General features: G+C 68.6%; 12 protein-coding genes. 2 read left to right on the forward strand and 10 right to left on the reverse strand.

What is annotated here, in order from left to right; translation table 11 throughout:
• The 7 genes from mreD to ACZ7GZ_RS01935 all read right to left on the reverse strand — a co-directional run bounded on the left by mreD (window position 1) and on the right by ACZ7GZ_RS01935 (window position 8,308).
• Window positions 1-678: a rod shape-determining protein MreD gene (gene mreD / locus ACZ7GZ_RS01905; RefSeq protein ID WP_471019948.1), complete on the reverse strand. Its 678-nt coding sequence runs from the start codon at window positions 676-678 to the stop codon at window positions 1-3.
• A 13-nt stretch (window positions 679-691) separates the two neighbouring features.
• Window positions 692-1,630, reverse strand: a complete 939-nt coding sequence (gene mreC, locus ACZ7GZ_RS01910) for a rod shape-determining protein MreC (protein ID WP_471019950.1) — start codon at window positions 1,628-1,630, stop codon at window positions 692-694.
• 163 nt (window positions 1,631-1,793) lie between these two features.
• Complete coding sequence (locus ACZ7GZ_RS01915) at window positions 1,794-2,813, reverse strand: rod shape-determining protein (protein WP_031158632.1); 1,020 nt, start codon at window positions 2,811-2,813, stop codon at window positions 1,794-1,796.
• 314 nt (window positions 2,814-3,127) lie between these two features.
• A complete protein-coding gene (ndk, locus tag ACZ7GZ_RS01920) occupies window positions 3,128-3,541 on the reverse strand; it encodes a nucleoside-diphosphate kinase (RefSeq protein ID WP_189941963.1) in 414 nt (137 codons plus the stop codon).
• 64 nt (window positions 3,542-3,605) lie between these two features.
• Window positions 3,606-3,968, reverse strand: coding sequence for a DUF4233 domain-containing protein (locus tag ACZ7GZ_RS01925; protein ID WP_471019953.1), 363 nt, complete (start codon window positions 3,966-3,968; stop codon window positions 3,606-3,608).
• Window positions 3,969-3,977: 9 nt separating this feature from the next.
• Window positions 3,978-5,492: a bifunctional tetrahydrofolate synthase/dihydrofolate synthase gene (gene folC, locus ACZ7GZ_RS01930; protein ID WP_471019956.1), complete on the reverse strand. Its 1,515-nt coding sequence runs from the start codon at window positions 5,490-5,492 to the stop codon at window positions 3,978-3,980.
• Window positions 5,493-5,683: 191 nt separating this feature from the next.
• Complete coding sequence (locus ACZ7GZ_RS01935; protein WP_471019958.1) at window positions 5,684-8,308, reverse strand: valine--tRNA ligase; 2,625 nt, start codon at window positions 8,306-8,308, stop codon at window positions 5,684-5,686.
• A 137-nt stretch (window positions 8,309-8,445) separates the two neighbouring features.
• On the opposite strand from ACZ7GZ_RS01935, the gene ACZ7GZ_RS01940 reads away from it, so the two are divergent.
• Complete coding sequence (locus ACZ7GZ_RS01940; RefSeq protein WP_471019961.1) at window positions 8,446-9,429, forward strand: hypothetical protein; 984 nt, start codon at window positions 8,446-8,448, stop codon at window positions 9,427-9,429.
• A 174-nt stretch (window positions 9,430-9,603) separates the two neighbouring features.
• Window positions 9,604-10,035 carry a hypothetical protein gene (locus ACZ7GZ_RS01945; RefSeq protein ID WP_471019964.1) on the forward strand — a complete coding sequence of 144 codons (432 nt, stop codon included), beginning with the start codon at window positions 9,604-9,606 and terminating at the stop codon, window positions 10,033-10,035.
• A 58-nt stretch (window positions 10,036-10,093) separates the two neighbouring features.
• On the opposite strand, the gene clpX is transcribed toward ACZ7GZ_RS01945, so the two are convergent.
• The 3 genes from clpX to ACZ7GZ_RS01960 all read right to left on the reverse strand — a co-directional run bounded on the left by clpX (window position 10,094) and on the right by ACZ7GZ_RS01960 (window position 12,890).
• Window positions 10,094-11,380 carry an ATP-dependent Clp protease ATP-binding subunit ClpX gene (gene clpX, locus ACZ7GZ_RS01950; RefSeq protein WP_471019966.1) on the reverse strand — a complete coding sequence of 429 codons (1,287 nt, stop codon included), beginning with the start codon at window positions 11,378-11,380 and terminating at the stop codon, window positions 10,094-10,096.
• Between the two features lie 171 nt (window positions 11,381-11,551).
• The gene (locus ACZ7GZ_RS01955; protein WP_450794885.1) at window positions 11,552-12,217 is read right to left on the reverse strand and encodes an ATP-dependent Clp protease proteolytic subunit; all 666 of its coding nucleotides are present in this window, start codon (window positions 12,215-12,217) and stop codon (window positions 11,552-11,554) included.
• 67 nt (window positions 12,218-12,284) lie between these two features.
• Window positions 12,285-12,890, reverse strand: coding sequence for an ATP-dependent Clp protease proteolytic subunit (locus ACZ7GZ_RS01960; protein ID WP_450795019.1), 606 nt, complete (start codon window positions 12,888-12,890; stop codon window positions 12,285-12,287).
• Between the last annotated feature and the right edge of the window lie 56 nt (window positions 12,891-12,946).

Raw genomic sequence — 12,946 nt, forward strand, 5'->3', positions numbered from 1 at the left:
TCACAGCCGCTTGACCCCCTTGATCCGGCTGACCCGCGCGGAGCGGGTGCGGGCCTTGGCCTTCAGCGCGCCCAGGCCGCCGCGCTGGCTGCCGATGCGCAGGCCGGTGCCGGAGGAGAGCCAGCCGGCGGAGATGTCGCCGGCCTTGGTGGCGGGGCCGGTCTCGGCGAGCGGGTCGTTGTCGGAGCGGCGGGCCAGCCACATGATCCCGGGGACCACGAACGGGGCGAGCAGCATGTCGTACAGGGCCGCCGAGAAGAGCAGTCCGGGCAGGCCGACATGGCGCGCTGCGGTGTCGCCGACCAGCGCGCCGACGCCCGCGTACAGCAGCGTGAAGCCGATGGCGGCGGCGACCACGACGGCCATCGGGCCGGTCGCCGACTTCAGGCGGCCGTTCTCCGGCCTGATGAGCCCGGCGAAGTAGCCGGTGACGCACAGCACGAGGGCATAACGGCCGGCCGCGTGGTCGGCGGGCGGCGCGAGGTCGGCGAGCAGACCGGCGCCGAAGCCGACGAGGGCGCCGCCGACATGGCCGTACACCATGGCGAGGCCGAGGACGGTGAGCAGCAGCAGGTCGGGGACGGCACCCGGCAGATGCAGGCGGGCGAGGACGCTCACCTGGATCACCAGGGCCACGACGACCAGCGCGGAGGAGAGCAGGATCCGGTTGACACGCATGGGGATTCAGCTCCTACTGCTGCTGGTCGTTGGCGGTCGCGTCGGCGGACGGGTTGACGGTGACCGTCACCGTCGGCGTCGGAACCGGCTTGGGCTTGGCCGGCAGAACCTCGTCGCGCGGGTCCTTCTTCGGGGCCTGCACGACCACACCGACGATGTCGAGCTTGGTGAAGCCGACGTACGGGGTGACGTAGATCGTGCGGGTGAGGCCGCCGTTGGAGGGCTCGACACGGGAGATCACGCCGACCGGCACGCCCGGCACGAACGGCCGGTCGGCCTCCGAGCCGAAGGTGACGAGCCGGTCGCCCTTCTTCACCTCCGCCTTGCCGTTGAGCAGTTCCACGCGCAGCGGGCGGTCGCCCTGCCCGGAGGCGAAGCCGAGTTCGTCGCTGCCCTCCATGCGGGTGCCGACGGTGAAGTCGGGGTCGTTGGCGAGCAGCACGGTGGAGGTGTCGGGGCCGACGGTGGTGACCCGGCCGACGAGCCCGTCGCCGTTGAGGACGGTCATGTCGCGCTTGATGCCGTCGTTGGCGCCGGCGTCGATGGTGATGGTCCAGGAGAAGCCCTGGGCCGCTCCTATGGCGATGACCTGGGCGCCCTTGATGCCGTACTGGCCCTCGCCGGCGATCTTCAACATCCTGTCGAGCTGGCCCAGGCGGCTGCGGTTGCGGTCGTCGCTGCCGAGCTTCGCCTTGAGGGCCGCGTTCTCCTTCTCCAGGGTGGCGAGCCGGTCGTGCCGGCTGCCGGAGTCCCGGATCGCCGAGACGGCGTTGCCGACCGGGTCGACCGCCGAGGCCAGCCCGTTCTCGACCGGGCCGAACACCGTGGCCGCGGCCTGCCGGGCACCGTCGACCGGGGAGTTCCTGCCCCCGCGGATGTCCACCGTGATCAGCGCGAATGCGATGGCAACCAGCAGGACCAGGAGCAGCCGGCTCTCTTTCGTGTCCCTCACGTGCGGCGGCCGTGCCCTTCCTCAATAGGAATTCGGGAGCCCCTTTGCGGGCGCGATGCGCGAAACGCAAGCCCGAGGGGCCATTTGTGGGAGCTTATGTCTCTCATCAACGATCCGCCGCACGAGCGGAGAACGTCTCGTACGGCGGAATCGAAGTGTTATGTCATCTACGCGGCTGGGCGTCCAGGACCTGCTGCAGCGCCTCGAACTCCTCGACGCACTTCCCGGAGCCGAGCGCGACGCTGTCCAGCGGGTCCTCGGCGATGTGGATCGGCATGCCGGTCTCCCGCCGCAGCCGCTCGTCGAGCCCGCGCAGCAGGGCTCCGCCACCGGTCAGAACGATTCCTCGGTCCATGATGTCGCCGGACAGCTCCGGCGGGCACTTGTCGAGCGTCGTCTTGACCGCGTCCACGATCGCGTTGACGGGCTCCTCGATCGCCTTGCGGACCTCGGCGGCCGAGATCACGACCGTCTTCGGCAGCCCGGAGACCAGGTCCCGGCCGCGGACTTCGGTGTGCTCGTCGGCGTCGAGGTCGTACGCCGAACCGATCGTGATCTTGATCTGCTCGGCCGTGCGCTCACCCAGCAGGAGGCTGTACTCCTTCTTGATGTACTGGATGATCGCGTTGTCCAGTTCGTCGCCCGCGACCCGGATGGACTGCGCGGTGACGATGCCGCCGAGCGAGATGACCGCGACCTCCGTGGTGCCGCCGCCGATGTCCACCACCATGTTGCCGGTGGCCTCGTGGACCGGCAGACCGGAGCCGATGGCGGCGGCCATGGGCTCCTCGATGATGTGCACCTGGCGGGCACCGGCCTGGGAGGACGCCTCGATCACGGCGCGGCGCTCGACACCCGTGATACCGGAGGGCACACAGACGACCACCCGCGGACGGGCGAGGTACCGCCGCTTGTGGATCTTCAGGATGAAGTAGCGCAGCATCCGCTCGGTGATCTCGAAGTCGGCGATCACACCGTCCTTCAGCGGGCGGACGGCCACGATGTTGCCCGGCGTCCGGCCGATCATCTTCTTCGCTTCGGCACCGACCGCGAGGATCCCACCGGTGTTGGTGTTGATCGCGACGACGGACGGTTCGTTGAGTACGATTCCGCGACCCCTGACGTACACCAGCGTGTTGGCGGTCCCGAGGTCGACAGCCATGTCACGGCCGATGAACGACATTGAGTTCCCCATCCGGATTCATCTGGCCTTCCCGAACTTTTGAGGGCATGTCAGGACGGCGAGGCGGGTGCTGTGACGTGAAGGCTTCCATCGTAAACGCGCCTGCACGGACACTGCGCGAGGGTCTCCGCCATTGTCACCAGATGGCGGGCCGCCCCGCTTGTGGAGACGGTCCAACGGAGGCACGCGTTCCCCCGATCGGCAATGCATATGCCAAGGGACGGCCGGAAATGTACGGCCGCCCCTGGTCAGGCGCCGCCGGGCGAAGCTGACGGCCCCTCAGAAAAATTACCGAAAACTCAGCTCGCCGCAGTTCACGCACGGCCCGGGAAGAAGATCTTCACCTCACGCTCGGCGGACTCCTCGGAGTCCGAGGCGTGGATCAGGTTCTCGCGGACGATCACGCCGTAGTCACCGCGGATCGAGCCGGGCGCGGCGGCGATCGGGTCGGTCGGGCCGGCGAGCGCGCGCACGCCCTCGATGACCCGCTCACCCTCGACGATCAGCGCGACGACCGGGCCGGAGGACATGAACTCGACCAGCGGCTCGTAGAAGGGCTTGCCCTTGTGCTCGCCGTAGTGCTGCTCCAGGGTGTCCTGGTCCAGCGTGCGCAGCTCCAGCGCGGTGATCTGCCAGCCGGCCTTGCGCTCGATACGGCTGATGATCTCGCCGGTCAGGCCGCGACGGACGGCGTCGGGCTTGAGGAGGACGAGGGTGCGCTGGCTCACGGGAGGACTCCTTTTGACTGACGTCTGCGGTGGGACGAGGTTACAGGGCGTGTCGGGACGCCCGTTACGCAGCGTCAGCTGAGGAGGAACCGGACTCCGCCTGCGCGGCGAATCCGGCCTTCGCCTCGTCCACCTTTCTGCCGAAATGCACCGACGCCCACCACAGCACCGCGAACACCGCACCCATGAAGTACATGGTCGGGACGAAGACACCGGAGGCGATCAGCGCGATCTGCAGGGCCCAGCCGAGGGCCACTCCGCCGGGCCGGGTCACCATGCCGCACAGCAGCACGCTCACCAGCATGGCGATACCGCTGACCAGCCACACCGTCGACATGGACAGGCCCGGGTCCTTCATGGCGACGAGCCCGGCGAACCCGATGACGAAGAACTCGCCGATCAGGGTCGATGCACAGAGCGTACGCATCTACGATCCTCAGCCCTTCCCCAGCAGCAGCCGGGCCTCGCCGACGGTGATGACGGAACCGGTGATCAGCACACCGCCGCCCGCGAACTCGCCCTCCTCCTCGGCCAGCGTGATCGCGGCCTCCAGGGCGTCCGGCAGCCGCGGCTCGACCTGCACCCGATCCTCCCCGAACACCTCGACGGCGATCGCGGCCAGCTCGTCCGCGTCCATGGCCCGGGGGGTGGAGTTCTGCGTCACGACGACCTCGGCGAAGATCGGCTCGAAGGCCTCCAGCAGGCCCCGCACGTTCTTGTCGCCGCTCGCGCCCACGACACCGATCAGCCGGCTGAAGTCGAACGCCTCCTGCACGGCCTCGGCGGCGGCGCGGGCACCCGCCGGGTTGTGCGCGGCGTCCAGCACGATCGTCGGGGAGCGCCGTACGACCTCCAGGCGCCCCGGCGACGACACGGCCGCGAAGGCCTTCCGCACGGTGTCGATGTCCAGCGGCTCCGCGCGCTGCGCGCCGACCCCGAAGAACGCCTCGACGGCGGCGAGGGCGACGGCCGCGTTGTGCGCCTGGTGGCCGCCGTGCAGCGGGAGGTACACCTCGGGGTACTCGCCGCCGAGGCCGCGCAGCGTGAGCAACTGCCCGCCGACGGCGATCTGCCGGTCGAGGACCCCGAACTCCAGCCCCTCGCGGGCGACCGTGGCGTCCACCTCGACGGCCTTCTTCAGCAGCACCTGCGCCGCGTCCACCGGCTGCTGCGCCAGGATCACGGTGGCGTCCTGCTTGATGATGCCGCTCTTCTCGCCGGCGATCTCGGCGGGCGTCTCGCCCAGGCGGTCGGTGTGGTCCAGGTCGATGGGCGTGATCACGGCGACGTCACCGTCGATGACGTTGGTGGCGTCCCAGGAGCCGCCCATACCGACCTCCACGACGGCCACGTCGACGGGGGCGTCCGCGAACGCGGCGTACGCCATGCCGGTGAGGACCTCGAAGAAGGACAGGCGGTACTCCTGCTGTCCGTCCACCATCTCGACGTACGGCTTGATGTCGTTGTAGGTCTCGATGAACCGCTCGGCGGAGATGGGCGCGCCGTCGAGGCTGATGCGCTCGGTGATCGACTGCACGTGCGGGCTGGTGTAGCGGCCGGTGCGCAGCTCGAAGGCGCCGAGCAGGGCCTCGATCATGCGGGCGGTGGAGGTCTTGCCGTTGGTGCCCGTGATGTGGATCGAGGGGTACGAGCGCTGGGGCTCGCCGAGTACGTCCATCAGCGCGGAGATCCTGCTGACCGAGGGCTCCAGCTTGGTCTCGCCCCAGCGGGTGGCCAGGTCCGCCTCGACCTCGCGCAGGGCCCGGTCGACCTCCGGGTCCTCCGGCCGCGCGGGCACGTCGGCGTGCGGCTGCCCGCCCTGGGTGCGCAGGGTGCGGCTGCCGGCCTCGATCACGGCGAGGTCGGGGTCGCGGGTGGTTTCGGCTTCGATGATCTCCTCGAAGCCGTCGAGGGGGTCGGGGGTGTCGCTGGTGCCGGGGTGGTCGCTCACGGGGCCCAGTCTACGGAGCGGCACTGACAAGGGGTGCGGTGGCTTGGCGGCGCGGGTACGGGGTGGCCTTGCTTGTCGGTCGGCTGCGGGTCCGTCGTGGTTGCCCGCGCAGTTCCCCGCGCCCCTGACGGGGCACGGGTAGGCCCCCGGTACTCCCCACGCACCGGGGGCCTTCAGCGTCGTACGAGCCCTTACGCCTGCGGCAGCTTCTCCAGCTGGGCGGTGATGCGGGCGATGTCCTCCTCGGCCTTGGCAAGGCGCGTGCGGATCTTGTCCACCACGTTCTCCGGGGCCTTGGCCAGGAACGCCTCGTTGCCGAGCTTCGCCGTGGCCTGCGCCTTCTCCTTCTCGGCGGCGGCCAGGTCCTTGGCGAGGCGCTTGCGCTCGGCGGCCACGTCGATCGTGCCGGACAGGTCGAGGGCGACCTCGGCGCCGGCGACCGGGAGGGTGGCCGTGGCCGTGAAGGCGTCGCCCTCCGGCTGGAGGCGCAGCAGCTGGCGGATGGCGGCCTCGTGGGGAGCCAGGGCCGTGCCGTCGAGGGCCAGGCGGGCCGGGACGCGCTGGCCCGGCTGCAGGCCCTGGTCGGCGCGGAAGCGGCGGACCTCGGTGATGACCGACTGGAGGGTGGAGATCTCCTGCTCGGCCGCCGCGTCGCGGAAGCCACTGTCCTTCGGCCACTCGGCGATGACGACCGACTCGCCGCCGGTGAGGGTCGTCCAGAGGGTCTCCGTGACGAACGGGACGACCGGGTGCAGCAGCTTGAGGGTGACGTCGAGGACCTCGCCGAGGACGCGCTTCGAGACCTCCGCCGGCTCGCCGCCCGCCATGAAGACCGTCTTGGACAGCTCGACGTACCAGTCGAAGACCTCGTCCCACGCGAAGTGGAAGAGGGTGTCCGACAGCTTGGCGAACTGGAAGTCGTCGTAGTAGGCGTCGACTTCGGCGACGACCGAGTTCAGGCGGGAGAGGATCCAGCGGTCCGTCGCCGACATCGCGGACGGGTCCGGCAGCGGGCCGTCCACCGTCGCGCCGTTCATGAGGGCGAAACGGGTGGCGTTCCAGATCTTGTTGGCGAAGTTGCGGGAGCCCTGGACCCAGTCCTCGCCGATCGGGACGTCGACACCGGGGTTCGCACCACGGGCCAGGGTGAACCTGAGGGCATCGCTGCCGTACTTGTCCATCCAGTCCAGCGGGTTGACCGCGTTGCCGAAGGACTTCGACATCTTCTTGCCGAACTGGTCGCGGACCATGCCGTGCAGGGCGATGGTGTGGAACGGCGGGGTGCCGTCCATCGCGTACAGGCCGAACATCATCATCCGGGCGACCCAGAAGAAGAGGATGTCGTAGCCGGTGACCAGGACGGAGTTCGGGTAGAACTTCGCGAGCGACTCGGTCTGTTCGGGCCAGCCGAGCGTCGAGAACGGCCACAGGCCGGAGGAGAACCAGGTGTCGAGGACGTCGGTGTCCTGGTGCCAGCCCTCGCCGGTGGGGATCTCGTCGCCGGGGCCGACGCACACGACTTCCCCGCCCGGGCCGTACCAGACCGGAATCCGGTGCCCCCACCACAGCTGGCGCGAGATGCACCAGTCGTGGAGGTTGTCGACCCAGTCGAAGTAGCGCTTCTCCATCTCCTGCGGATGGATCTTGACGCGGCCGTCGCGGACGGCGTCGCCCGCCGCCTTCGCCAGCGGGCCGACCTTGACCCACCACTGCATCGACAGGCGCGGCTCGATGGTCGTCTTGCAGCGCGAGCAGTGGCCGACGGAGTGGACGTACGGCCGCTTCTCGGCGACGATCCGGCCCTCGGCGCGCAGCGCGGCGACGATGGCGGAGCGGGCCTCCAGGCGGTCCAGGCCCTGGAAGGGGCCGTGGGCCGTGATGACCGCGTGCTCGTCCATGATCGTGATGGACGGCAGGTCGTGCCGCTGGCCGATCTCGAAGTCGTTCGGGTCGTGGGCCGGGGTGACCTTGACGGCGCCGGTGCCGAACTCGGGGTCGACGTGGGTGTCGGCGACGACCGGGATGGAACGGTCGGTCAGCGGAAGCCTGATGAGCTTGCCGACGAGGTGCCGGTACCGCTCGTCGTCCGGGTGGACGGCGACGGCGGTGTCACCGAGCATGGTCTCGGCACGGGTGGTGGCGACGACGATGGAGTCGTCCCCGTCGCCGTAGCGCATGGAGACCAGCTCGCCGTCGTCGTCCTGGTACTCGACCTCGATGTCCGAGATGGCCGTCAGACAGCGCGGGCACCAGTTGATGATGCGCTCGGCGCGGTAGATCAGCTCGTCGTCGTAGAGGCGCTTGAAGATGGTCTGGACGGCCTGGGAGAGCCCCTCGTCCATGGTGAACCGCTCACGCGACCAGGCGACGCCGTCACCGAGGCGGCGCATCTGGCCGGAGATCTGCCCGCCGGACTCGCCCTTCCACTGCCAGACGCGCTCGACGAAGGCCTCGCGGCCGAGGTCGTGCCGGGACTTGCCCTCCTTGCCCAGCTCCCTCTCGACGACGTTCTGCGTGGCGATACCGGCGTGGTCCATGCCGGGCTGCCACAGCGTCTCGTAGCCCTGCATGCGCTTACGCCTGGTCAGGGCATCGATGAGGGTGTGCTCGAAGGCGTGGCCCAGGTGCAGGCTGCCCGTGACGTTCGGCGGCGGGATGACGACCGTGTAGGGCGGCTTGTCGCTCTTCTCGTCCGCCTCGAAGTAACCGCGCTCTACCCAGCGCTCGTACAGCGGCCCCTCTACATCGGCCGGCGCGTACTGGGTCGGCAGTTCGGGGTCGGGCGCGGGTGGCTGCTGCTGAGCGTTCTCGGTCACGGGGGTCAGTTTAGAGGTGTCACGGGGTGGTCCCGAAACGCGTTTGTTGTGTAACGGTGCGGCCCCCGGTGCCATGCGTTTCCCGGGCCTGGGACAGGATGTTCGGAACACATAAGCATCTGGAGGGGAACCCAGAGATGAGCAACAACCAGCCGGGCCCGTACGGCGGGCCGCCCCAGCAGCCGGGTCCGTACGGCCAGCCGGGGCAGCCTGGACCGTACGGCCAGCCGGGGCCCTACGGCCAGCCGGGCCCGTACGGCCAGCAGCCGCAGGCTCCGCAGCCCGGCTACGGCTACCCCCAGCAGGCGCCGCCGGCTCCGCCGCAGGCGGGGTACGGGTACCCGCAGCAGGGCATGCCGCAGCAGCCGAACCCGTACGGCCAGCAGCCGGGCGGCTACGGCCAGCAGCCCTACGGCATGCCGCAGCCGCCGGCTCCGGCCGGCGGCAAGAAGAAGACGGGCCTGATCATCGGCTCGGTGGCCGTGGTGGCGGCGGTGGCGGTGGCGGGGTACTTGCTCTTCAGCGGGGGCAGCACCAGCGTCGCGAACGACGGGCCGCACAAGCTGATCACGCCGGCGACGGTGATCAACGGGACGTACACGAAGAAGGCGACCTCGAGCAGCGGCATGGACTCGTCCGACATCTCGGACTACGAGAAGGCCGGTGTGAAGAACGCCAAGGGTGTCACCGCCTCGTACCAGTCCGGCAAGGGGCTGACCGCCAGGGGTCTTACGTTCGACGGCGTGTACGGCACGGTCGACGACCCCGGGGCGGTCGTCGACGCCATGTTCGCCAATGCCAAGGCGAAGTCCGAGTCGAACCAGAGCGACTCCGACGTCAAGGGCAAGCTGCTGGGGAGCCCTCAGGCGGTCAGCCCGTCGGGCTTCTCCGGCGGCATCATGAAGTGCCAGATGGCCCAGTTCGACGACACGAGCCCCTCGTCGTCCACCGGAACGGCGAAGACCGTCAAAGTGCCGGTCTGCCTCTGGGCCGACCACAGTACGGTCGCCCGAGTCTCGGCGTTCAGTGTCGCCATGCTGGCCTCCGGTGACGGCGGCACGATCGACGACACGGCGGCACTGGCGGCCAAGCTCCGCAACGACGTGCGAGTGAAGGCCTGACACCGCGCACTTCGACGATCAAGGGGCCCGCCAGACTGGCGGGCCCCTTGGCGTACGGAGCGATGAAACCACCCCACCCCCGCAAGTGTGATGCGCATGACAATCCGCGCACGGAATAGGTGCATACGTTCGATTGGTGACAGTATCGATCACCTGCCTATCAGGAAGGTGACCATGCGTCGTCCCGCAGCCCTTGCCATCGCCACCGCGGCAGCAGCCCTCGCGATTCCGTTGTCGTCGACTCCCGCGTCCGCCGCAAGCACGAGCCCATGCGGCGTATTCATGTTCCCGGCTTTCAGGGCCTACGGGGACGGAAACGTGACGTGGAAGGGCAAGTACAGCCTCTACGTCAGTCTCTCGGTCAAGGACGCGTACGGCGACGGCTACTCCGTGGGGGTCCGTCTTCGCACCCAGCAATTCGACGACGACGTCCACAACTGGCCTTGGCACAAGAACTACGAAGGCAGGGGCAAGACCGAAGAATTCGGTTCGCCAGCCAGCGACACCAACGGGATCGCTGCCGCCCAGGTCGAAGTCGGCGTGTTCAAGGGGGACAAGCTGCTGGACTCCTGCTACACGTCAGTGGTCAAAAACCCGTACGTGTAATCCCTTGCGCAGGGGCCCCGGTCAAGCCGACCGGGGCCCCTGCACATGCCCGGGCCGCTTAGGCCGACTTCTGCTCCCCCGACCCCCGCCCCCGCGCGTCCCGGGGAATCAGTGTCGGGTTGACGTTGGACAGGACCACGTCGGCGGTGATGACCACGCGGGCCACGTCCTTGCGGGACGGGACCTCGTACATGACGCCCTGGAGGACTTCCTCCATGATGGCGCGGAGGCCCCGGGCGCCGGTCTGGCGGAGGATCGCCTGGTCGGCGATGGCTTCCAGGGCCTCGCGTTCGAAGTCCAGCTCCACGCCGTCGAGTTCGAAGAGGCGCTGGTACTGCTTGACCAGGGCGTTGCGGGGTTCTACGAGGATCTTGAGCAGTGCTTCGCGGTCCAGGTTGTGGACCGACGTGATCACCGGGAGGCGGCCGATGAACTCCGGGATCATGCCGAACTTGACCAGGTCCTCCGGCATGATGTCCTCGAAGACGTCCTTGGAGTCCAGCTCGCGCTTGGAGAGGATCGTGGCGCCGAAGCCGATACCCTTCGCGCCCGCCCTCGCCTCGATGATCTTCTCGAGGCCGGCGAAGGCACCGCCCACGATGAACAGGACGTTCGTCGTGTCGATCTGGATGAACTCCTGGTGGGGGTGCTTGCGCCCGCCCTGGGGCGGGACCGAGGCCGTCGTCCCTTCGAGGATCTTCAGCAGGGCCTGCTGCACGCCCTCGCCGCTGACGTCCCTCGTGATCGACGGGTTCTCGCTCTTGCGCGCCACCTTGTCGATCTCGTCGATGTAGATGATCCCGGTTTCGGCCTTCTTGACGTCGTAGTCCGCCGCCTGGATCAGCTTCAGGAGGATGTTCTCGACGTCCTCGCCGACGTAGCCGGCCTCCGTGAGCGCCGTCGCGTCGGCGATCGCGAACGGGACGTTCAGCATGCGCGCCAGCGTCTGCGCGAGGAGGGTCTTGCCGGAGCCCGTGGGCCCCAGCAGGAGGATGTTGGACTTCGCCAGCTCGATGGCGTCGTCACGGCCGCCCGGGCCGCCGTTCTCGCCTGCCTGGACCCGCTTGTAGTGGTTGTACACCGCGACGGAGAGCGCCTTCTTGGCCGCTTCCTGGCCGACCACGTAGCCCTCGAGGAACTCGTAGATCTCGCGGGGCTTCGGGAGTTCCTCCCAGCGCACCTCGCTCGTCTCGGCGAGCTCCTCCTCGATGATCTCGTTGCAGAGATCGATGCACTCGTCGCAGATGTACACACCGGGCCCTGCGATGAGCTTCTTGACCTGCTTCTGGCTCTTGCCGCAGAACGAGCACTTGAGCAGATCGCCGCCGTCACCGATGCGTGCCACGGTGTGCTTCCCCTTCGCCTGGGAGACGACTGGACGCTTTCGAATCCAGCGGCTCCTGGTGCTGCCTTATGTCCGACGGTACCTTGCCGGGCCCGGTGTTCGGGCCCCCCTTGGCAGGGTTCACTTTGACGTGCACCGTGCCAAGAGGGGCAAAAACCGTGCCGCTCCGCGTCAGCGGACGGCGGCGTTGTTCAGCTTGCGGGTGGAGATGATCTGGTCGACGAGGCCGTACTCCAGGGCCTCCTCGGCCGTGAGGATCTTGTCGCGCTCGATGTCCTCGCGGATCTTCTCGATCGGCTGGTTCGAGTGCTTGGCCAGCATGTCCTCCAGCTGCTCACGCATCCGGGTGAACTCGTTGGCGATGATCTCCAGGTCGGAGAGCTGACCGCGGCCGGTGGAGCCCGCCGGCTGGTGGATCAGCACCCGCGAGTTCGGCAGCGCCATGCGCTTACCGGGCGTACCGGCGGCGAGCAGGATGGCCGCGGCGGAGGCCGCCTGGCCCATGCAGACCGTCTGGATGTCGGGCTTCACGAACTGCATCGTGTCGTAGATCGCCGTCAGGGCGGTCATGTCGCCACCAGGGCTGTTGATGTAGATCGAGATGTCCCGGTCCGGGTCCATCGACTCCAGGCACAGCAGCTGCGCCATGACGTCGTTGGCGGAGGCGTCGTCGATCTGGACACCCAGGAAGATCACGCGCTCCTCGAAGAGCTTCGCGTACGGGTCGTACTCGCGGATGCCCTGGGAGGTGCGCTCGACGAAGCGCGGGATGACGTAGCGGCTGTCGGGGCGTGGCCCTTCGTACATGCCGCTGGCGGCACCGGAGAAGTTGCTCATGGGGTTCACCGTCCTGGTGGCGTTCGGGGGGCTGGTGTCTCGGCGGTGCGTGGCGCGGCCGGGCCGGTCAGGCACCGGTGCCGCCGCCTCCCGGAACACCCGAGGCGTGCGTGATGATCTCGTCAATGAGACCGTACTCCTTGGCCTCTTCCGGGGTGAACCAGCGGTCGCGGTCGCCGTCGCGGATGATCGTCTCGACGGACTGGCCGGAGTGCAGCGCGGTCAGCTCGGACATGGTCTTCTTGGTGCGCAGCAGGTACTGGGCCTGGATCTTGATGTCCGAGACCGTACCGCCCAGGCCCGCGGAGCCCTGGTGCATCATGATGTCCGTGTGCGGCAGGGCGAAGCGCTTGCCGGCGGTGCCGCCGGTGAGCAGGAACTGGCCCATCGAGGCCGCCATGCCCATGCCGATGGTGATCACGTCGTTCGGGATGTACTGCATGGTGTCGTAGATCGCCATGCCGGCCGTCACCGAGCCGCCGGGGCTGTTGATGTAGAGGTAGATGTCCTTGGTCGGGTCGGCGGCGAGGAGCAGCAGCTGCGCGGTGATCTTGTTGGCGATGTCGTCGTCAACCTGCTGGCCGAGGAACACGATCCGCTCGTCGAGCAGCCGGTTGTACACCTGGTCACCGAGGCCACCACCGATGGAAGGCTCGCCGGCGGCGGAGGGCATCAGATTCGTCACGTATCCACCTGCTCGTCTTGCGACGGCGCCGGGCCGTCTCATTG

This window comes from Streptomyces sp. NPDC037288, assembly GCF_055603265.1.